This is a genomic window from Streptomyces sp. NPDC001508 (genome assembly GCF_040298665.1).
In the GTDB taxonomy this organism is placed as follows: domain Bacteria; phylum Actinomycetota; class Actinomycetes; order Streptomycetales; family Streptomycetaceae; genus Streptomyces.
In genome coordinates this window covers 1-19,963 of sequence record NZ_JBEPAP010000104.1, presented here as the reverse complement: position 1 = coordinate 19,963, position 19,963 = coordinate 1, and the positions used below count along the sequence as shown (strand labels likewise).

Here is a 19,963-nt window from a genome sequence, read left to right as displayed (position 1 = left end):
CCTGGCGACGCCGTCACCAGGCGCGATCACGAACCAGTCATTACCAGCGACAAGCCGCATCCCAGACATGAAGATCACGATCTACAGCTGGAGTACTAAATGGTGATGTTCGGCTCGTCTGTCGCCAGCGCGGCCAGGTGCTGGAGCTGTTCCCGCATGACGGGGCGCCCTCCAACCTCCTGCCGCAGTACGCCTTCGGGGATGACGGCCCAGATCCTGAGCGGCGGCGTACGAGCGGTCATCTTCGCCTGGTGCTCCATGCGGAGGTCGGCGAAGTGGTCGATGTCTTCGGTGGTCTTCCAGGCTCGCCTCGACGACTGCTCGGGCGTAGGCCCGGGTCTGCAGCAACCCCTCCTGCAGTTCCGGGCTGTCGATTTCGTAGGCCTGGAAGATGTTGGGCAGCTGCTGGATGGTGACGCCCTGCGTGCCTTTTTCGATCTTGCTGACTGTGCCTGGGGACTTGTAGCCGAGCCTTCGGGCGGCTTCCTCTCCGGTCCAGCCCCGTTCTTCGCGGAGCTGTCGCAGGACAACTCCGAGTTGCCGCCGCCTCGGTGTCGGTTCGACCACAGCCCCGCCTTCCGTTTCTCACGTCGAACGGATCGATGCCGACGAGGCAGTCGGCGGCTGTTTCCGCAACGACGGCCGCGCCGCGACCCTCAACCCCAATGCGCGCAGCCGTTGCGTGGGGTGCGCCTTCTGCCCCAACACGCTGGAGGCAGCCGCCGATCCGCGGATGGGCGAGGACCGCTGCGCACGGACGCGGCCTTCGACGCCCTGGCCGAGCAGGTCACCCCGTTCGTGCTCCGTCTGACCGCGGAGTGCTTCACCCGCCCCCCGGTGATGCTCAAGGACACCAAGGCCAGCCTGCTGCCGGAGAAGATGCCGGATCTGCTGTCCCGCGCGACGGCCCGCGGACTGGACACGTCCTACACGTACATCGTCGGCCTGGACCCCATGGACCGCATGGTCGAAGGCGTCGGGGCGATGGCGGAGGTGTCGACCTGCTTCCCGAATTTCCAGGTGTTCCAGGCCCACACCCCGCTGGTGGCCGGCCTGCGGGTGGCGGGAGCCGAGACCCTCGACTACTACCTGGCCGCCCGCCAGGCGATCGAGCAGGCCATGGCGCCGACCGGACTGCGGCCGGTGGGCTGGGAGTGCTACCGGCCGCTGTGGTCCTTCACCTACGCGGGCCAGGAACTACTCGACACGCGGCTGACGCCGTCATCGACGACGTGCGCGTCGTATGTCTGCCCGAGTCGGTGACCGGCCCGTTCCAGGAGGGCGGCAGCCGACATGCGGTCGTCGCCAGGGCGGCCGGGAAGACCGGAGTCTTCGGGCCGGTGGATGAGCTGCCCGCCGCGCTGGTCGCCAACGGGCTGGGCCGCACCGTCATCGGCTGCCGGGTGTCGGACCACGCCGGGCTCCTCGCGCGGCTGCTGGCCCGACTCGGCCCGCACGGAGCGGGCCTGGGCCGCTGGGCGGCGGGCGCGGTGGACTGCGCGGTGTGGGATCTGCACGGCAAGCTCACCGACTTGCCCGTGGCCGCCCTGCTGACCGACACCCCGGCATCCCGCGTGCCGGTGTACGGATCATGGCTCTTGCTGGACCTCGAGCACGATGGCGCCGCCAAGGCCGTACACAGCACCGCCGCCCAGGGATCCGCGTTCACCAAATGGTCGATGCGCCGCAGCCGGAACGTGCAGCAGATGGCTGCCCTGGCCGGCCGCGCCGCCTCCTGGGCGAACGCCCCTGTCGCGCTGGACGCGCTGGGCACCTGGGACGTGGAGACCTCGGCCGGCCTGGCGCCCCTGCTGCCGCCGGGCGCCGTGCGGTGGGTCGAGGATCCGCTGCCGCGTACCGAGAAGGACGCCTACCGCGAACTGCGCGCACAGTGCACGCTTCCGGTCGCCTTCGGCGAACGCCTCAGCGACGCGGCCACCGCCCGGGAACTGCTGGAGCTGCGCCCGACCGCGTTCACCTTCGATGTGGCGCGGTGCGGCGGTATCACCGAAGCCTGCACCTGGATGACGCCGGCCGAGCAGGCCGGCGCGCCGGTCCACCTGCACGGCCGGGCGTTCCTGCCCGCCCTGCACGTCGCCGCGGCTTTCCCACACCTGGCCGGGCCGGTGGAGTACCAGGTGGTCTGGGAGCCGAAGCGGCAGCAAGTCCTGTCGGGCACGGTCGTGCCGGAAGACGGCTGGGCCACCCTGCCCGAGAGACCGGGGCTGGGGCTGGGGCTGGGGCTGGGGCTGGAGGTACGCTGCTGATGGCACCGGTCAGCACCGGCGACCTACCGGTTACTGGCACGCAGCAGGAACGCCGCGGCCGCACGCATCTGTTCGTCCTCGATGAGCGGCTGACGGGCCACGCCACCTTCCTCACCGCGACGCTCGTCCTCGGCGACGCCCCGGTGCCGTACCGCCTGCAGATACGGATCCTCACCTTCGACGACGTCACCGTCCTGTCCCCGCTGCCCGGCCAGGACCTGCCCGCAGCCCACGACGGGCAGGCCCTCACCACCGCCTCCGGGCGGGCCTGCAGCAGGTCAGCGATCCGCTCCACCTCGGCGCACAACTCGTCCAGCCGCTGCCGACTCACGGGCGGGGGCAACCACTCCGGTCTCAGGTCCACAGAAGAATTATGTCCGCCGATGCCGACACTCCCGAGCCGGGCCCTCTGGGAGCTGCCAGTGGGGCTGACACAGCCAACCGTCCTCATCCACCACTGCCCAGACAGCCGGGCACCGCACAAGGCGACGACGGCCTTCCGGACCGCCGTGCCCCGCGCGATCCCCTATACTGCGGCTGAACAGAGCTCGTGCACCAATCGGGGGAAAACGGCAGCAAGGCAGCGGCGTGCGACGACCGCGATATCGTGGAGGACCACTGACGACCGTCCTACTTCATGATCTGGCAGGAGACCCGCGTGCCCGAGGACCCCATCGCACAGGCCGAGATCGCTGCCCTCACCCGCCGTTTCGAAGAAGTGACGGAGAGGACGGACCGGGAGTTCGGGATCGTCAAGAGCGATCTCACGGCGCTGCGCCTGCAGGTCGGCAACCTGGACCAGAAGGTCAGCAACCTGGACCAGAAGGTCGGCAACCTGGATACCAAGGTGACTGACCTTGCCGGCGACGTCCGCGGCCTGAGTGAGAGAATCGACCGCAATCAGGCGCAGATCGTTGAGTTGCTGTCCCAGCTTATTGGCAGGGACCCGAACGCCGGCTGACCTTCCTGCCAGAACGACTGCGGCCTCGAACGCCTGAGCAGGGAGTTCGGGGCTGCAGCTGTACACATGCCGGTCAGACGGCCCGGCCACGGCTGCCCAGCAGACCCTTGTCGGACTCCTTCGGCGCCTCGACGTGCGGGCAATAACGAGTGACATCCGCGCCACGACGCACTCCTTCCTGGCGCAGGCCGAGTACTGCGGTGAGATCCTGTGCGCCATTACCCTTGCGGCGCTCGCGGGGGCAGCGGGAGCGGGGGGCGCCATGGTCCTGGCGGCAATCCTCTTCGCGGTGAGCACCGGCATCATTGCACTGAGCCGATCATCACCGCCGCCCGAGCCATAACTCGACGGCGGGCACCGCATCCCCTTGCCACTTCAGCGGCCGCCTCCTGAACAGCTCGTGGGTGTCGAATCCAAAGAGCAACAGGGGCCCCGGTACCGCCGTCTTCCGTCCCGACGGCCGGGCAATCCAGCTCGATTGCTCCATCGTGTGATTGCCTCGCGCACGTGTACGGCGCACTGAGCCTGACCATGCCCTCGGGCGCGGACTGTCCGGACGGACCGGTCGTCGGCGTAGGGCCACAGCCGCCCGCCGAAGGACACCGGGGTCTGCTCGCTCACCACGGTCCGCGCCACCGCGACCCGGCCCCCTCCCCCCGCCGGCAGCCGGTCAGGCCGGCGGTCGGGGCAGTGGACGCGGTCAGTGCCTGCTTGATCCGCTGTCCCGATCGCCCAGCTCGCCGTGTGCCCCCTTCGCCGAGACGATGGTCCACGCCCGGCGCGGTGAGATCCGGCTTGAGCGCGCTGTCGGCGGTCGAGCCGGTGCCGGAGAAGCCGGTGTCGCGCGTCGCCGTATCCGGCGGGTATCAGGCCGCTGACGTCGAACAGCCGCTTGTCCGGGGTGTCCTGGCCGATGCGGGTGGCGGCGCCGGCCGGCACGGCGTACCGTCCGCCGCCGAGGCATCGGACGGGCACCGGGACGTCCTCGCGTCCCGGTGCCCGCTGCGAGCCGGTCACCCTGCCCCGGACGTCCAGCCGGATCCGGACCCCGGTGGCCAGGGTGACGAACCGGGCCGGCATCCGGCGCCCGCCCCGGCGGTCCGCACGCCAAGCCCCGTACCGTCAGCAGACGCGGTGACCTCATCCGCGGTCCGCAACCCGAGCTGCGTACCGACAGCAGGCACCGTGTCCGCGTCCGCGGTCCGCAACCCGAGCTGCGTACCGACAGCAGGCACCGTGTCCGCGTCCGCGGTCCGCAACCCGAGTCCCGTGCCGGTGTCCGCCACCGAGACGCCCGTCATCACTCCTGCGATCAGTAGGACGGCCAGCGCCGCTGATGAGGAACCGATGCGCATCAACTGGCCTGCCCCGGAACCTGCTTGCTGGCGTCGACGACCGTGCGCTGCGTGATCGCGCTGGTGAACGTGACGGTGCCGACCTTGAACGGGCTGTCCGCCACCTTCTTGACCACCACGTTGCGCTCGCCGAGGAACTCCAGGGTCTTCTTGTCCAAGATCCCCTCGGTGCGCCCGCCGTCGGCGTCGTTCTGCCGTGCGATCGCCACCCCGTGACGGCCCACGGCGTCGACCGCGTCGTCCACCGCCACAACCCCGGGGATCCTGGCCGCGGCCTTGTAGAGGGCGGCGGCGAGACCGGGCGGCGGGTAGCTCTCGGTCAGCAGATCGCCGATGGTGACGAAGGCCGCCTGGTCGCGGGGCACTTCGTGGTCCCGTTCGGCGTCCGAGTCCCGGTAGATCCGCTGCAACAGCGTGCCGGGGTCGGTGGGCAGCTTGACCAGGGCGTCATAGGCCGGGCTGAACGGGACGTCGCTGGACAGGGTGATGCCCTCGTCGCTCGTCTCGCCCGCTTCGATCAGCCAGCCGTCCTTGCCATCGAGGGAGTTCCAGACCTGGCGGGAGTGCAGCTCCTGGCTGACCACCGTGGTCTTGTTGTCGGTGGTCCGGGGGCAGGTGCCGGCCACCTTCGCAGCGATGTACCGGAAGGCGTGGTTGTACACCGCGCGGGCATACCCGTCGAAGAGTTCCGCGAAGGCATCAGGATCTCCGGTCCGCACCCTGGTTCGCACATCGGTGGTCACGTCCAGAACTGCCTGTGAGTGCCGACGAGTTCCAGTGATCCACGTCACACCGGTCCCGCACATCGCCTCCGACCAGGCAAGCAGCCGTGCTTACGCCGGAAGCAGCCACCCGTGCACCACGTCCAGCCGGGACACCGCACGGGCCAGGACGACGTACGCGTCGCTCACCACGCGCCGCGCGAGATCCGTGATGGGGCCGGGCGGCGCGGCGAACTCCCACCCCCACCGCTCCACTCCCCCGAACACCCGTCGGCCGGCTCACGACCGCCCTGCTGCCGGCCGCCCCTCACGCCTGCTCCTTCGGCTCCGTCCCTGCCCCCGTCTCCGTCTCCCCGACGCGGTGGATGAATATCGGCGTGGTCATTTCAACGTTCTTGTTGTCCGGGTCCTTGGCACGCTTCAGCAGTTCCTCGGCCCTGTGATTTCCCTGCCCTATCACGCCCGGATTGTCAACGTATGTCGATATGTACTGCCCATCACGAGGGGCGAAAACTGAATTGATCAGATCGACATCCGACCGGCGCTTCGCATTGACGTCCTTGTACCCGATGGTGCCATTTCCTCGGCCGAGCTTTTCCAGGTCGGCGACCACTGCGTTCTCTGGGGGGCGGACACCATCCAGGCTCCGGTGCAGGGCGCGATTGCTCTTCCAGGGCTCCATGGGCCGTCCTGCCAAACGGCGCCCGAGATAAGTGTCGTTCGCCCAGTTTCTCGCGGCTCCAACCGCCTGGCGTATTCTTTCTTGAATGCTCCGGGGTGGCTGCCCGGAATCTCCCTGACGGCCGTCGGCTTCCCCCTTCACCTGGGTGTCGCGTACGGCGATTTCGTCTTGGGGTTCCTGGGGCCGGGCGTCACCGCCGGCAGGTTCCGTTACGGCGTTGCCGCCCCCTTCTTCCAGCCCGGCGTCCCCCGTAGTGCCGCTCGCCCCGTCGGACTCCGCGCCCTCGACGAGCTGACCGGCGCTCCCGGCCTCCGGCGACGACTCCTCGACATCTGCGGCGAGGCGCGCCTCCGCAGGATGCCCCGATACCTCGGCAGGCTCTGCCTTGTCGTCGGCGCCGGCGTCGGGCCCGTCCGGCACAGGGACGGCGTCGGCGGCGCGGGCCTGGTCGGCTTCGCCCGCCCCTGTGCGGTCCTGGTCCGGGAACGTATCCGTATCCGTACTCGCTTCCGGGGCGGGCGGCTGCTGTGCGTCGGCCTGTTCGAGGGGCGTCGGCTCCTCCTCGGGCCCGTACGACTGATCGGGCCGCGCTGTTCCGGCGGACGTGTCGTCCGTGCCGACTTGTGCCTCCTCCGTGCCGACTTGCGCCTCCTCCGTGCCGACTTGCGCCTCCTCCGTGCCGACTTGCGCCTCGTCCGTGCCGACTTGCGCCTCCTCCGCCGCCTCGACCTGCTCGATGGTTTCGGCCGCCTCCCGACCCTGGGACGGGTCGTCCGCCGGGTCGACCGGGGTGCCCTCAGGCTCGGGGTTCGGATCCGGCCTCGGACTCGGGGCCACGTGGTCCACCGGTGTCGGGGAGTCCTCGATCGCCACCGGATCCGAAGCCGCCGGGGAATCCGGAAGCCTCGGATCCTCTTGTTGCTCCTCGACCACCCCCGGGTCCGGCAGGTCGGGGGACTCCGGCCTGTCAGAGTCCCCGGACGCCACCGGTCGTGGTGGTTCGGTGCCGCCCGGCGGCTGCTGACCCGCCGACGCCGGCTCGACCGCGGGCTGTTCCACCCTCGTCTCGCGCACGCCGACGTCGCCGTCCGTCAACTCCGCGGCGCCAGTGGCCTGTACGTCTGTCGTGTGCTCGGGCTCCGGGACGTCGCCGTCCCCTACCTCGTCCGCCCCCGTCTGTCCGACGTTCCGCACGTCGGCGCCCGCGTCGCCCTCCTCCGGCACGTCCCCGTCGCCGGACGCCTCCACGTCGACCGGCGGCGGCGGAGGCGGTGGCGCGTCGGAGATGTCACTGATTTCACTCATGAACGTTTCCCCTCCCGTCGGGGCACGCCCGCGCCCCCGTCCTGACCCCCACCTCGCGCAGCCGCGGCCCTCCCACGCAGGCCGACGTGAAAGCCTCCACCGTTCATTCCAGGCCCAAGTCCTTCCTGAGGCCCAGCCCCCGTCGCTGTTCCAGGTTCCCTCGCAGGGCCTGTGTGACCTCTGGCGTCACGTCGGGCATGCTGCGCACGCGGTTCACAGCGGCCCGGTTCGGGTCGCGGACGTTCGAAAGGCCCTGTGCGGCAATCTCCGCCACGCGCGCTGCCTCAAGGTCCCGTGCGCTCGGTTCCCGCTGTGCCTCGCGCTCCTGATCCGCTCCCTCCCGGCCTTCCTGCTCCCGGTCCGCTCCCTCCTGGTCCCGGGCCTCCCGCGATGCCTCGTACGCCTGTTGGGCCTCCATGGCTCGGGCCATGTTGGCCCCGCGCATGCGCTCAGCATCCGGTTCGAGCTTGAACCCCTCGATCTTGATTTCCTTCGTCTCTACGTCGGACCGATCCTCCCCGTCCCTGTCGTCGCGGGGCGGCGCACCGGGGTAGGCAGGGGTGTCGCCGGCGTCGGCCTCGCCGGATCCGGCGGGCATGGGACGGAAGAACTGGCGCCACGGGTGCTCGCCCGATGCGCCTCCGTCGTCAGGGTCGTCGTCGGGCTCATCCGGACCGCTCGGACCGTCCGGGGGAACCTTGTTGTCCCCGCCGTCCGCTGCCGCGTCCGTCGGTGGACGTCCAAGGTTGAGCCATGGATTGGGGCGCTGCTCTCCGACCACCCCGGCCTGCTCGTGCTCCTCCGCACCTGCCACGGGAGGGTCACCGTCCGCCCCCTCACCGTCCGGCGTCGTGCCCTTCTCCGGCGGTACGGCGTCCGATCGCGTGTCCTGCGGCCCGTCGCCGGCAACCCCTGTACGAACGGCATCGGCTCGGGCCTCGAAGGATGCGCTTGCGGCAGCCTCGTCCAAGGCGTTGGTGGCCTGCCCCACAAGCCCTGCGGCGGCCTCGACCACGGCGGCACCGGCCTTGGCCCCGGCCTCGGCCGCCGACACCATGGGCTCGCCCAGTTCGTCGGCCTCAGTCGCCGCATCCGGCTGCCGCGGGTCGTCCTGGTCGAGTACGTCCGACGGCGCGGGCCGGGCAGGCTCAACGGACACGTGGTCCGAACCGTCCCCTTCCGCGTGCGCGTTCTCGGCCTCGGCCTGATCAGGCGACTCGGACCGGTCTTCCTCCGCGTCGCCCGGCCGGGTGCTGTCGGGCGCATCCTCCGCTGATCGGCTGTCGGCCCCGGGCCCCGGTACCTCTTCCTCTTCGGCCTTGGACTCAGCCTCGGGCCGGGGCTCCGGGACGTCTTCGGACTGCGGACCGGGCTCAGGCTCAGGCTCCTGATCGGGTTCGAGTTCGGGTTTCGCCTCAGGCTTCGATTCCTGCTCAGGCTCGGGTTCGGGTTCCGGCCGAGGTTCAGGCTCAACCTCCGGCTCAGACTCCGGATCGGGCTCGGGCTCCGGATCAGGCTCAGCCTCCGGATCGGGCTCAGGCTCCGGTTCTGGCCGAGGCTCGGGCTCCGGATCGGGCTCGGGCTCGGGCTCGGGTTCGAGTTCCGGCCGAGGCTCGGGCTCGGGCTCCGGATCAGGCTCAGGCTCAGCCTCCGGCTCGGGCTCAGCCTCCGGATCAGGCTCAGGCTCCGGTTCTGGCTCTGAGTCTGGTACCTGCTCAGGCTCGGGGTGATCCATGTCCAGTGGGGAGTCCTCCGGTGGGGAGTCCTCCGGTGGGGTCTCCTCCGGCGGCTCCGTAGGATCCGGCTCGTCCGCCGTGGGGTCACCGTCCTGCGGGGATTCAGCAGCGGGCGGCAGCGGCTCGTCACGTTCGGGGGCGGGCTCCGGGACGTCGCCGTCCTGAGTGTCGTCCGCCCCCTCCTGGTCGGACTCCTGCGGCGCCTCGACGTGCTCGTCGGACCCGTCCGGCACGTCTCCGTCTTCGAGAGCCCGCGCGTCCGTCGGAGGCGGGGGCGGCGGAGGAGGTGGTGGGGCGTCGGGGACCGCGCCTGCGAGTTCGTTCATCAGCGGGCCCTCGTCTCCCCGGCGCACACCTGCGCCACTCGTGCCGCCGTCTCCGCCACCACCGCGCGCAGCCGCGGGCCCTCCTCGCAGGCCAGAGCGAAGGCCCGCCGCACGTGTTCCTCCGTCGTACCGCCCGTCACCGCCGCCACCGCGTCACGCAGACCGCTGCGTTCCACGTCGCCGATTCGGGCGTGCACCTTCTCCGGGCCGTACCCAGGCAGGGCGCGGACCTGGAGGCGGTGGTCGGCGCCCGAGGTTCCGGTCAGGACCAGGCCGCGGGACGCCCATTCGGCCTCGTGTTCCGGATAGCTGTGGGGCCCGTCCGGGGCGGTCTTCCGGGCGCGTTGGATGGCTTCCAGTACGTCCCGGAAGCGGTAGTTGGCGTACGTGTAGCGGCACCGGTCCGCGGCAGGCGGCGGCTCCGTGCCCAGCAGTTCGGCGGACAGTACGGCGTGCAGGCGCTCCGCGAAGTCCGCCGGGTCGACCTCGTCGCGCATCAGGGCGTCCCGCGCAAAGACGGCGCGCTCCGCCGCGTACACGAGGGTGCACTCCAGATCGCGCGCGGCGAGCGCCGTCAGTGCCGCCCGTACGCTCGTGGCCGGATCGGGGGCGGCCATGCCCATCGCCTGGGCGCAGGCAGCCGCTTCCACCCAGATGAGGTGGAGCGGCTCCGTGGAGCGGTGGTGGGAGTCGTTCATCGTGCGCAGGGTGCAGGGTTCGCTGCGGCAGGAGGCCCCGCAGAGGCGGCTGCGGCTGCCGAGCAGCGGCGGTTGTCCGCAGGCCCCCTTGGTGCTCTCGTCGTGCTCGCCGTGCGGGATCGCCGTCAGGACGGGCCGGTCCATGCCGTCCAAGGCCACGGCGGCGCGCCCCGGCGGCAGGGCGACGATGTTCTCGCTCTGCTCCTGCTGGAGGTTCATCGTGGCGCCCACGGACTGGCGGTCGTCCTCTGCCGGAAGCCTGTGCATGATCTTCAGCGCGCTGTTCTTGATGACGTCCGGGAGGATCTTGCTGGGGATCTGCTCGACGATGACGACGCCTTCGCCGTAGGCGCGGATCTCCGCGAGGAGCGAGGCGAACAGTTCGACGGCGGCGGCCGCGGGGCCGTCCTCGGCGTTCTTGAGCAGCCGGTGCGCCTCCTCCACGACGAGCACGTGGCGCAGCGGCACCCCTCCCGCGCCGTGGTGGACCCGCAGGTGTTCGACGAGGCGGATGAGCACGGCCCCGATGAGGAAGGCCTTGTCCTGGTCGTTCGTGATCGTTTCGAGTTCGAGGACCACGTTCCCGGAGAGCAGGCCGGCGATGTCCAGCGGGTGGCCGCCCTCGAAGAACCGGCCCGGTGTGCCTTGCCGCAGCGAGCCCATGCGGACGTCGACGAAGCCCCGTACGTCGGCGGTGACCTCCCTGCCGTATCCGATCGTCTCGACGACCTGGCGGGCGGTCTCCTGGAGTTCGCCGAGGGTCGGGTAGACCCCCGTCCGGGGCACATCGGGCTCGTCCAGCACGTACTTCGGCTTGTGGGCGGGGCGCGGCTCGCCGGTTACCAGGTCCCATCCGGTCTCCGTGTAGCACTGGGAGAGCGCCCGGGCCAGGACCTGGGGGAAGGGTTCGTGTCCCTCGAAGGCCGCCAGGAAGAGGGCCCGTACGAGGTCCACATGGCTCTGCAGTGGAAAACCGGGCTCCGGTTCCAGCGGGTTGAGCGAGGCGGGCGGGACGTCGACGTCGCCCGGCCGGATCACGGTGACCCGTCGCACACCCTCTGGTACGTTCGCCGCGCCGAGGCGCCCGGCCATGCGCGCGTACTCGGCCTTGGCCGGTTCGATCGCCAGCCAAGGGACGGGCCGTTCGTGCGTGGACAAAGCGCTGAGCAGGCTCCGTACGGTCTGGGACTTGCCCGAACCGGTGGCTCCGCAGACGAAGGCGTGCCGGTTGAGGGTCGAGCGCGGCACATGGAGCCGGCCCGCTGCCGACAGCGACTCGTCGAGGATGTCGCCGATCAGGAAGCCGTCGGCGGCCGTGGACTTTGCCGTGTCGTCGGAGGTGACGTCGAAACGGTTCGGCGCCACCGTGCGGATGCCCGGGAGTTCCCGTTCCGGCGGCCGGGCGAGCGCCGCTACGAGCTCCGCGGGGGCAATGAAGGGGGTGGCTCCCGGCGGTCCGGATCCGGCGGCGGCCGGGGTGAGCGCGGTCAGCGCCTCGGCGAGCGGTGCGGTTCGTCGCGCCGGTACGAGGACGTACGGCAGATCGTCCAGGTCGCCCGAACCGCACAGCAGTGCCGCCGAGGCGAGCGCCGACTCGGGCCGCTCGGCGCCGACCAGTACGCGGACGTTCCACACCCCGGTGGCGAGCGCCCTCGTCAGCTCCCGGTAGCGGGCCTCGGCCCGTTCTGCCGCCACCCGGTCGGCCGCGGAATTCTCCCGCTGGCGCAGCCGGGGCAGTTGTACGGACAGCGCGGCGCGCTCCTGTTCCAGCCGCTCGTACGGGAGGGGTTCGGCCAGGAGCAGCCAGGCGAAGGCGTCCGGGAGGTGGGCGACGGCGTCGTCGAACGATCCACGGCGTTCCGTGGGCAGGGCGCGTTCGTCGTTGCCCATGCGCAGGGCGTCGTGGGAGCCGAGGCAGGGCAGCCAGTACGGCATACGTTCCAGTAGTGCGGCGGCCTCGCCGGGCGGAACGTCCCGGGCCGTCGCGCCGGGCGGATAGCTCAGCGGGCGTTCGGCCGCGCCGTGGGGCTGCTCCCCGGCGGGCGGGAAGAAGGGGGCTCCGCCCACGAGGAAGTGCATCGGCCGGTACGGGCCAGGGCGTACCCACGCGGCGGCGAACCCCGTCGGCCGGCCTTCGCCGCGGTGGCCGAGCACGGCATGGGCCGCCGTCACCGCTGCGGTCAGCTGGGCGGCCGTACGGTCCTCGGTACGGGGGTCCTTCGGCCGGCGGGGCACGGTGAGCAGTTGGTGAAAGCGGTACGCGGCGAGTCCTGCGGGCCCGTCCTGGGAACCGGCGGCCAGTGTCACGGCAGGCTTGGGCGCGGTCGCGCGGACAGTCGCGGCAGGAAGTTGATCCCCGGGTTGCAGTCCCCGAAGACCACCCGTCGGCCGCTCGGGCCCGCCTCGACGAGGACCAGTCCGGTCATGGGCAGGGCCTGCAGTTGGGTGGGCTCGACCGTGAACTCGTAGACGCGGCTGACATTCTCGCCGGTCGTGGTCGACCGGGCGGTCGAGGTGTTGATGGAGTCCTGCCAGCTACGCGAGAGCGAGGTGGAGAAGGAGTTGGAACTCCCCCAGTTGCCGCCCGAACTGCCGCCGCCCCGGTTGAAGCCCGAGGTGTCGGACACGCCTCGCTGGTAGCTGGAGCTGGTGCCGCGCCCCTCCGTGAGGGTTTCTCCGACCTGGCGGGTCAGTTGGTTCACAAGGAACGTGTGCTCCTGCCCGATGAACTGCGCGGCGGCCTTGGCCTCCTCGCCGTTGCCCAGGCGCATGAACACCGTCGCGCTGTCGGATCCGCCGGCGACCTGGACGGCGGCCTCCCGCAGGTGTTCCAGGAGGAGGACGAGCCGCACTCCGGCGGTCCGTGCTTGGCGTGCCATCGTTTCCAGGGCCTCGCGGCCCAGGTGGTCGGCGCCCGCGACGACGAGCGTGCTTGAGCCGGGGGTGACCGCGCGTTTGCGCAGTGCGTGGAGCAGCCGGAAGAAGACGAAGCGGTCGGTGAGATCCTTGCGCCGGTGGACGTGGTCCTCAGTCGTGACGACGGTGAGGCTGCCGGGCTTCCACCAGGCGGACGCGGGGGTGTCGGGCGCGTCGGCCGCCTCCGCCTTCGTCAGCAGTTCCGTCTGGGCCCGTACGTAGCGGAGCTCGTTCTGGACGCGTTCGCCCTGGCCGACGAGGTCGATGGCCTGGGTGATCGACTCGATCTCGGAGGGGCTGAGCGCGCCCGGTGCCTGCGGGTCGACGTCGTGGACGCGGAGCAGGACGCGCAGCCCGGCGGCGAGGCGCGCGAAGGTCACCGGTCCTTCGAGGAAGTCGGTGACGGTCTGGATCACGTCCACGTCGATGGTGTGAAGGTCGATGTCCGCGCCGGGCGGGCGCATGGTCCCCAGGGCTTCGGCCAGCGTCTCCGCCAGTTCCTCCGAGGTGAACTCCTGGCGCAGGTCCATGTCGAGCAGGGCGCCGGGCATGGGTACGTGGCCGACGGTGACGCCGCGCCGGGCGGCGAGCCCGGCCAGTTCCAGGGCTACGGCCTGCTGGGTGAGGTCGAGGACGACGACCGGCTGGCCGCCGGAGAGGAGCGGTCCGCCCAGGGTGGTGAGGAGGCTGGCCCAGCCGTTACCCGTGCCGCCGAAGACGTCGATACGGCTGGGTCCGGAGGCGAGGGAGATCGGGTACCAGGTGTCCAGTTCCTCATTGCGGCGCAGGTGTTCGGCGCGGTGGGCGGCGAGTCGGCCCTGCCAGGCCTTCTTGCGAGCCTCGTGGTCGTGCCGGGCGCGTTCCCGTTCCGACTCCAGGCGGCGTTCGGCGGCTCGCAGCCTGGCGTTGGGCGAGGTCGTGCTGATCAGGACGATGATGAGGACCACGACGAGGATTGCTGCGCCGACGCCCGCAGCCGCGAACACCGCGCCGCCCACGAGCAGGGTCAGACAGCCGAAGCCGGAGGTGTTGCGGCCGCTCATGGCTCGCTCCTGCATAGAGCGCACCTCGGCGTCGGAGGGCTCCTTGTACACGGGCGGGTTCTGGGCGTCGCGGTGGGCCGGCGGCTCCGGTGGCTGGACGAACTCCCAGCCCCAGCGCTCCTCCCCGGTGAAGACGCGCAGTGCCAGTTCCGCCGCGGCCTGGTCCGCCGGGCCCTCTGGGTCTCCGGAGTTCCCCGAGGCCTGCGGGTTTCCCGGGCCGCTCCGGTCGCCTCGGCCTCTGAGTTCGGTTGCGTTTTCGGCAGCACTCATCACGACCCCCGTCCGATGTCGGAGCATTGTGCCCGCACGGGTGACACCTGTCAGCTCCTGCGACCGGAGGGGAGCTGGGTTGGCTGGAACTCCTCCATAAATGACCGACGTTGACGCATCGTCACATAAAGGCCGGGGCTTGGTCGCGTCGACGAGCGGCGGCCGATCTCCAGCCAGATCCGGTTCTGGGCGGTGTCGTGCAGGGGCAGGTTGCGCAGGCCGGTAGCGCGGGCGGCGCGGATGCGGTCCTCGCAGCGGGCCCGCGCTGCGGTGCCGCAGTTCGAGGTCGGCGAGCCGGCCGCCTTTCGTGTTGGTCGCAAAGCAGGTGAGCCGGTTGCCGTCGATGTCGGTGAGGCGCAGCTGGGCGCCGGGGTGCGGGCGTTCCTTGCGGACGATCAGCCGCACGCCCGTGGGCCGGGTGCTCAGGTCGGGCATGCCGGTGATCTCTGCGACCCGGGCGCCGGGCAGAGTGCTTACCGCTGGCGAGGCGTACCCCGCCCCGCCCGCTACAAGCACGGCACCAAACCCCGGCGCACTGAGCAACGGCAAACTTGACGGCCCGGGCCACGTGCAGCGGGCACGAGGCCGAAGAAGTTTGCGGAGGGCGTCGGTGGATCTCAGCTCAGTCATCATCGCTGTGGCAGGCGTCGCAGGAACCCTGGGAGGATCACTCCTCACCCAACGCAGCTCTGAACGAGCAAAGCGCCGGCTTGAGACCTGGCACTCCGTGCGGTCTCTCTTAGCTTGACTCTGTCGGGGATCTTGGTGTTTTCCGGTGCAACGACATGATCAACGGGCATGCTCGGTGGTGTTCCGCAGGCCGATCTGGCTGTTGGGGTGTGCGTTGTCCCTCCGTCCGCGTTCCGGTGAGCAAGTCCCTTCTCTGACTGCGCAGATCGCGCGGGCGAGCAATCCGGACGGAGGGACGGCGATATGGGTGCGGGACCGGTTGGACGGGCTGTGGCACGACGAGGACTTCGCCGCCTGGCACCCGCGCGACGGCCGCCCGGGTCTGTCGCCCGCCCAGCTGGCCACCGTCTGCGTGCTGCGGTTCCTGCTCGGTCTGTCGGACCGTCAGGCGGCAGACGCCGTCCGCCGCCGCATCGATTTCAAGTGCGCCCTGGCCATGGAGCTGGACGATCCCGGCTTCCGCCACAGTGTGCTGGCCGACTTCCGCGAGCGTCTCGCCCAGGACGACCGTGCCGACCGACTTCTCGATCTGGCGCTGGCCCGTCTGAAGGAAGCCGGACTCGTGCGCGAGCGCACCACGCAGCGCACCGACTCCACCCACGTCCTGGCCGCGGTGCGCGACCTGACCCGGCTGGAACTGGTCACCGAGGCCGTCCGTGCCGCGCTGGAGGAAGTCGCCCGCATGGCCGGGCATCTGCTGGACGGCCTGGTCGACGAGGAGTGGGGGCGCCGCTACGGCCGTCCGGTCCGCCTGGGCAAGAACCCCACCCGGCCCAGGACCAGGATCCTCTCCGCCGGCGACGACGCCTGCCGACTACTGGAACACCTCCACCAACACGGCCCGGGCTATCGTCCCGGCCCGCAGGCCGAGGCCCTGCGGCAGATCCTCGTGCAGAACTACTACCGCGACGCGACGGGCCGCCTGCGCCGGCGCACCGCCGACGACGGCGGACTGCCGCCCTCATCCTCGGCGATCGTCTCCCCCAACGACATCACGGCACGCTACGTCCGCCATGGGCGCATCATCCGCTGGAAGGGCTTCGCCGCATGTCACCGAGACATGCGCCTCCGACAGCGTCAACGTGATCAGGGACGGAGCCACCGCCTTGGCCGCGACCAACGACGCCCAGGCCCTGCCCGGTATTCACACCCGGCTGGCGCGTCGCGGACTGCTGCCCGCCGAGCACCTGGTCGACAGCGGGCTACACCTCCCTCGTCCACCTGGAACGAGCCACCCGTGAACACCAGTTCACGGTCAGCGGGCCGCTGCCGGGCAACCCCACCCGCCGGCACCGCAGGAACGAAGGCCTCGACCGGGACGACTTCGGCGCGAAGCACGCCCGCGCGGTGACGAACGTCCTGGCGGCGTTCTTGCAGACCCCGCCGGAGCCCACGCAGCCCGTCGTCCGCACGCGCCAGCTCGCCCCCGCCCCGGCCTCGCCGGGCGATGACGGTCAAGACGGCGGCCGCGTTGACGCCGAGCTTGCGGCCGGTTTGTCCAGGGTGAAGCCGTAGATCACCGAGGGCAGGCAGGCGCCGACGGGCAGGCCGGACAGGGCCTGGCTTCGGTGGGCATCCAGCGGCACGACGCACTCCACCCGCACTGAGCTGGGGATGCAAGGACTTTCGTTGCACCCCTGATCACACGCTGATGATACGGATCCCGGGTGATTGCATGGGCCGCTGCATGTCGACCTGAGGACACGGCCAGTGGTAGGAATGCCCCATGATGAGGTTTTTTGGCTCGTCGTCGACACGGGGGGACCCCGCCGAGTCGCCGTCGGGGCAACGGCCTCGCTTCCCGCTACTCCCGCACAGTGTCGCGGGGCAGGTGTTTGTGTTGCAGCTGGTGCTTGTGGTGCTGCTCGTGTTGGGCGCCCTGGCTGCTCTCGTGCTGCAGGCTCAGAGGTCGAGCTTGCAGGAGGCGAGGAAGCGCACTCTCGTGGCTGCCGAAACCTTCGCCAATGCCCCGGGGACGCTGGCCGCCGTGAAGTCTGCCCACCCCAGCGCCTTGCTGCAGCCACACGCGGAGGAGGCACGTGTCAGGTCGGGGGTCGACTACATCGTCGTGTACAACCCGGCCGGCATCCGCTGGACCCATCCCGACCCACATCTGATCGGCAAACACATCATGGGTCCCTATGCGGAAGCACTTGCCGGACATGCCCAGACCCTCACGGCCACCACGCCCGTAGGGCTGACCGTAGATTCGACCGTTCCCATCTTCGACACAAACGGCAAGGTTGTCGGGTTGTCGTCGGTGGGAATCACGGTCAAGCACGTGAATGCGAGGGTGGTGCAACAGCTTCCGGTTCTCCTTGGTTCCGCTGGTGGCGCGCTAGTGCTGATATCAACTGGGACGGCGTTGGTGGGGCGTCGGCTGCGACGGCAGACGCACGGTCTGGAGCCCGCCGAGCTGAGGCGTATGTATGAGCACCACGACGCGGTGCTGCACGCTGTACGGGAGGGTGTGCTCATCGTCGCTTGCGATGGGCGGTTGCACCTCGCCAACGACGAGGCGCGGCGCCTGCTGGCCCTGCCCGCAGACGCCGAACGGCGCAACGTCGCCGACCTGGGTCTGTCCCCGCCCATCACCGAGCTGCTGGTTTCCGGCCGGGTGACCACCGACGAGGTCTTCGCAGCGGGCGATCGTCTGCTGGTGGCGAACGCGCGGCAGACCGCCCCCTACGGCGGCCGGGCCGGGAGCGTCGTGACGGTCCGCGACACGACCGAATTGCGGGCCCTGTCGGGCAAAGCCGCTGCGGCGCAGCGTCGTCTGGGACTGCTGTGTGACGCGGGGACGGAGATCGGCACGAGCCTCGATGTAGTGCGGACTGCCGAGGAGCTGACACGTTTCGTGGTTCCCCGGTTCGCCGACTACGCGACCTTGGACCTTGTCGAAGCGGTGCTCCAGGGGGGTGAGCCAGTCGGCACGACGATGCGGCGCACGGCTGTCAGCGGCATTCGGGAGGAGCACCCTCTATACCCGGTCGGACGTCTCATCGAGTTCGGCCCGGCCACACCGCAGGCGGTCGGCTTCGGCACCGGGGAGCCGGTGCTGCAGGTACTGGAGGCCGACCTGCCCACCTGCCCCGGATGGCAGGAGCACGATCTTGAAAGGGCCCGGCAGTTCGTCGCCTTCGGTATGCATTCGATGATCGTGGTGCCGCTGCGTGCACGCGGTGTGCTGATGGGAGTGGCCACCTTTTTGCGGTCCGGGGAGGCGGAGCGGTTCGAACAGGGGGACGTCTCGATCGCCGAAGAGCTGGTGGGCCGCGCCGCGGTGGCTGTCGACAACGCCCGTCGCTTCAGCCGTGAGCACACGATGGCTGTCACCTTGCAACGCAGCCTGCTGCCTCGTGGGATGCCCGAGCAGTCCGCTCTTGATGTGGCCTACCGCTACCTGCCCGCACGGGACGGGGTGGGCGGTGACTGGTTCGACGTCATCCCACTGCCGGGTGCGCGGGTGGCGGTGGTCGTAGGGGACGTCGTCGGCCATGGTCTGCATGCGGCCGCCACCATGGGCCGGCTGCGCACTGTGATCCACAACTTCTCGGTGCTCGACCTGTCTCCTGACGAGCTTCTGGCGCACTTGGACGAGTTGGTGAGCCGGATCGACAGCGATGCGACAGCTGGTGGCAGTCGCGACGCCGACGGACACGGCGAGGGTGGCGGCGTCACAGGCGCCACCTGCCTGTACGCGCTTTACGATCCGGTTGCGGGACGGGCCACGGTGGCCAGTGCAGGCCACCTCGGACCGGCCCTTGTGCTCCCTGACGGCACCGTCTCCTTCCCCGACGTGCCCGTCTCTCCACCGCTGGGCACCGCCGGCAGCCTGCCAGTGGAGACAGCCGAGCTGACCCTGCCGGAAGGGTCGCGCCTGGTGCTGTACACCGACGGGCTCATCGAAGACCGCGATCGCGACATCGACACCGGCCTGGAGCTACTCCGCTCCGCTCTGACCACCGGTGCAGACCTCGGTCCAGAGGAGACCTGCGCTGCCGTGATGCACGCCGTATTGCCTGGCCGTCCCCGCGACGACGTCGCGCTGCTTGTGGCCCGTACCAGGTTGCTCGCCCCGGACCGAGTCGCCCAATGGGAAGTGCCTTCAGATCCGGCCGCCGTAGGCCCGATCCGCTCCGGTTGCGCACGCACCCTGGACGGCTGGGGGCTGGAGGGAATCGGATATGCCACCGAGCTCATCCTCAGTGAGCTGATCACCAACGCTGTCCGCTACGGCAGGCAACCCATCCGGGTCCGCATGCTGTACGACCGCGCACTGATATGCGAGGTCTCCGACGGCAGCAGCACCTCACCGCACCTACGACAAGCGGCCACCACCGACGAGGGCGGCCGCGGACTGTTCCTCGTCGCCCAGTTCGCCGAACGATGGGGCACTCGCTACCTGCCGCGCGGAAAAGTGATCTGGGCCGAACAATCCCTCCAAAACGGTCAGCGCGAGCCCGGCACCGACCTGGCAGAGCACTTTCTCGGCCAATGGGCCGATCTCTAGCGGGTGCGGATCTTGTGCGGCTCTGGCTCACACCTGGTGGTAACCGTGTGTCACTTCGTCCAAGCCTTGAAATATGCAGCTCGTGATCGGGCACTGTCGCTGCATGCGGGGACGAGAATCCAGCCTGACAACCCCCATATGCCCCTTCGACCTGCGCGCCTTGCCGTCAGTGACCATTGGCACAAGGCGTACCACCGGATGTGAGCCAGAGCCTCTTGTGTGCGGGTGACACGGTTGAGGCACCTCGCCGGCGGCCTACTTCACTCGCAGGGAGGCCACACGGAAAGGACCCGTCCGACAGCAGGAACCTCGCCGTGCGGCCCACCCTGCCCAGGCCGCTTCATGCCGGTGAGCCATTCACAGTCGTACGGCGTGAATCTCTGGGCGGCACGCGGCACGCGGCACGCGGCACGCGGCACGCGGCACGCGGCACGCGGCACGCGGCACGCGGCACGCGGCACGCGGCACGCGGCACGCGG

The 19,963-nt window shown here is 70.3% G+C and carries 11 protein-coding genes and 4 pseudogenes; 5 read left to right on the top strand and 10 right to left on the bottom strand.

Going from position 1 to position 19,963, the window contains the following annotated elements:
• Nucleotides 1-95: 95 nt before the first annotated feature.
• Together ABT245_RS44180 and ABT245_RS44175 are read right to left on the bottom strand one after the other, a co-directional pair.
• Nucleotides 96-293, bottom strand: a pseudogene (locus ABT245_RS44180) (Scr1 family TA system antitoxin-like transcriptional regulator); the annotation flags it as partial.
• Nucleotides 294-372: 79 nt separating this feature from the next.
• Nucleotides 373-567 (bottom strand): annotated as a pseudogene (locus tag ABT245_RS44175) (helix-turn-helix domain-containing protein); the annotation flags it as partial.
• 120 nt (nucleotides 568-687) lie between these two features.
• Between ABT245_RS44175 and ABT245_RS44170 the strand changes: the two are divergent.
• Together ABT245_RS44170 and ABT245_RS44165 are read left to right on the top strand one after the other, a co-directional pair.
• A complete protein-coding gene (locus ABT245_RS44170; protein ID WP_351746337.1) occupies nucleotides 688-1,263 on the top strand; it encodes a hypothetical protein in 576 nt (191 codons plus the stop codon).
• Nucleotides 1,233-2,267, top strand: a complete 1,035-nt coding sequence (locus ABT245_RS44165) for an enolase C-terminal domain-like protein (RefSeq protein WP_351746334.1) — start codon at nucleotides 1,233-1,235, stop codon at nucleotides 2,265-2,267. Before ABT245_RS44170 ends, ABT245_RS44165 begins: the two co-directional genes overlap by 31 nt.
• Before the next feature lie 23 nt (nucleotides 2,268-2,290).
• Here the strand turns inward: ABT245_RS44165 and ABT245_RS44160 are convergent, their stop codons facing one another.
• The gene (locus ABT245_RS44160) at nucleotides 2,291-2,500 is read right to left on the bottom strand and encodes a hypothetical protein (protein ID WP_351746332.1); all 210 of its coding nucleotides are present in this window, start codon (nucleotides 2,498-2,500) and stop codon (nucleotides 2,291-2,293) included.
• A gap of 404 nt (nucleotides 2,501-2,904) precedes the next feature.
• Between ABT245_RS44160 and ABT245_RS44155 the strand changes: the two genes are divergently transcribed.
• Nucleotides 2,905-3,228 carry a hypothetical protein gene (locus tag ABT245_RS44155; RefSeq protein ID WP_351746330.1) on the top strand — a complete coding sequence of 108 codons (324 nt, stop codon included), beginning with the start codon at nucleotides 2,905-2,907 and terminating at the stop codon, nucleotides 3,226-3,228.
• A 1,354-nt stretch (nucleotides 3,229-4,582) separates the two neighbouring features.
• On the opposite strand, the pseudogene ABT245_RS44150 reads toward ABT245_RS44155, so the two are convergent.
• The 7 genes and pseudogenes from ABT245_RS44150 to ABT245_RS44120 all read right to left on the bottom strand — a co-directional run.
• A pseudogene (locus ABT245_RS44150) lies at nucleotides 4,583-5,308 on the bottom strand (CU044_5270 family protein); the annotation flags it as partial.
• 108 nt (nucleotides 5,309-5,416) lie between these two features.
• Nucleotides 5,417-5,560 carry a hypothetical protein gene (locus ABT245_RS44145; RefSeq protein ID WP_351746327.1) on the bottom strand — a complete coding sequence of 48 codons (144 nt, stop codon included), beginning with the start codon at nucleotides 5,558-5,560 and terminating at the stop codon, nucleotides 5,417-5,419.
• A 52-nt stretch (nucleotides 5,561-5,612) separates the two neighbouring features.
• Complete coding sequence (locus ABT245_RS44140) at nucleotides 5,613-7,292, bottom strand: hypothetical protein (RefSeq protein ID WP_351746324.1); 1,680 nt, start codon at nucleotides 7,290-7,292, stop codon at nucleotides 5,613-5,615.
• A 103-nt stretch (nucleotides 7,293-7,395) separates the two neighbouring features.
• Complete coding sequence (locus ABT245_RS44135; RefSeq protein ID WP_351746321.1) at nucleotides 7,396-9,354, bottom strand: hypothetical protein; 1,959 nt, start codon at nucleotides 9,352-9,354, stop codon at nucleotides 7,396-7,398.
• A complete protein-coding gene (locus tag ABT245_RS44130; protein WP_351746318.1) occupies nucleotides 9,354-12,359 on the bottom strand; it encodes an ATP-binding protein in 3,006 nt (1,001 codons plus the stop codon). Before ABT245_RS44130 ends, ABT245_RS44135 begins: the two co-directional genes overlap by 1 nt.
• A complete protein-coding gene (locus ABT245_RS44125) occupies nucleotides 12,356-14,281 on the bottom strand; it encodes a hypothetical protein (protein ID WP_351746315.1) in 1,926 nt (641 codons plus the stop codon). The genes ABT245_RS44130 and ABT245_RS44125 overlap by 4 nt, the downstream gene beginning before the upstream one ends.
• Before the next feature lie 164 nt (nucleotides 14,282-14,445).
• A pseudogene (locus tag ABT245_RS44120) lies at nucleotides 14,446-14,743 on the bottom strand (transposase); the annotation flags it as partial.
• A gap of 475 nt (nucleotides 14,744-15,218) precedes the next feature.
• Here ABT245_RS44120 and ABT245_RS44115 point away from each other — a divergent pair.
• Nucleotides 15,219-16,322, top strand: a complete 1,104-nt coding sequence (locus ABT245_RS44115) for a transposase (RefSeq protein WP_351746312.1) — start codon at nucleotides 15,219-15,221, stop codon at nucleotides 16,320-16,322.
• Nucleotides 16,323-16,700: 378 nt separating this feature from the next.
• Nucleotides 16,701-19,484: a SpoIIE family protein phosphatase gene (locus ABT245_RS44110; protein WP_502982321.1), complete on the top strand. Its 2,784-nt coding sequence runs from the start codon at nucleotides 16,701-16,703 to the stop codon at nucleotides 19,482-19,484.
• Nucleotides 19,485-19,963: the final 479 nt, after the last annotated feature.

What these genes read in the sequence shown, in the direction of transcription:
- ABT245_RS44155 (WP_351746330.1), top strand. Translation starts at nt 2,905, where the DNA reads ATGATCTGGCAGGAGACCCGCGTGCCCGAGGACCCCATCGCACAGGCC.
- ABT245_RS44140 (WP_351746324.1), bottom strand. Translation starts at nt 7,292, where the DNA reads ATGAGTGAAATCAGTGACATCTCCGACGCGCCACCGCCTCCGCCGCCG.
- ABT245_RS44135 (WP_351746321.1), bottom strand. Translation starts at nt 9,354, where the DNA reads ATGAACGAACTCGCAGGCGCGGTCCCCGACGCCCCACCACCTCCTCCG.
- ABT245_RS44125 (WP_351746315.1), bottom strand. Translation starts at nt 14,281, where the DNA reads ATGAGTGCTGCCGAAAACGCAACCGAACTCAGAGGCCGAGGCGACCGG.
- ABT245_RS44110 (WP_502982321.1), top strand. Translation starts at nt 16,701, where the DNA reads ATGAGGTTTTTTGGCTCGTCGTCGACACGGGGGGACCCCGCCGAGTCG.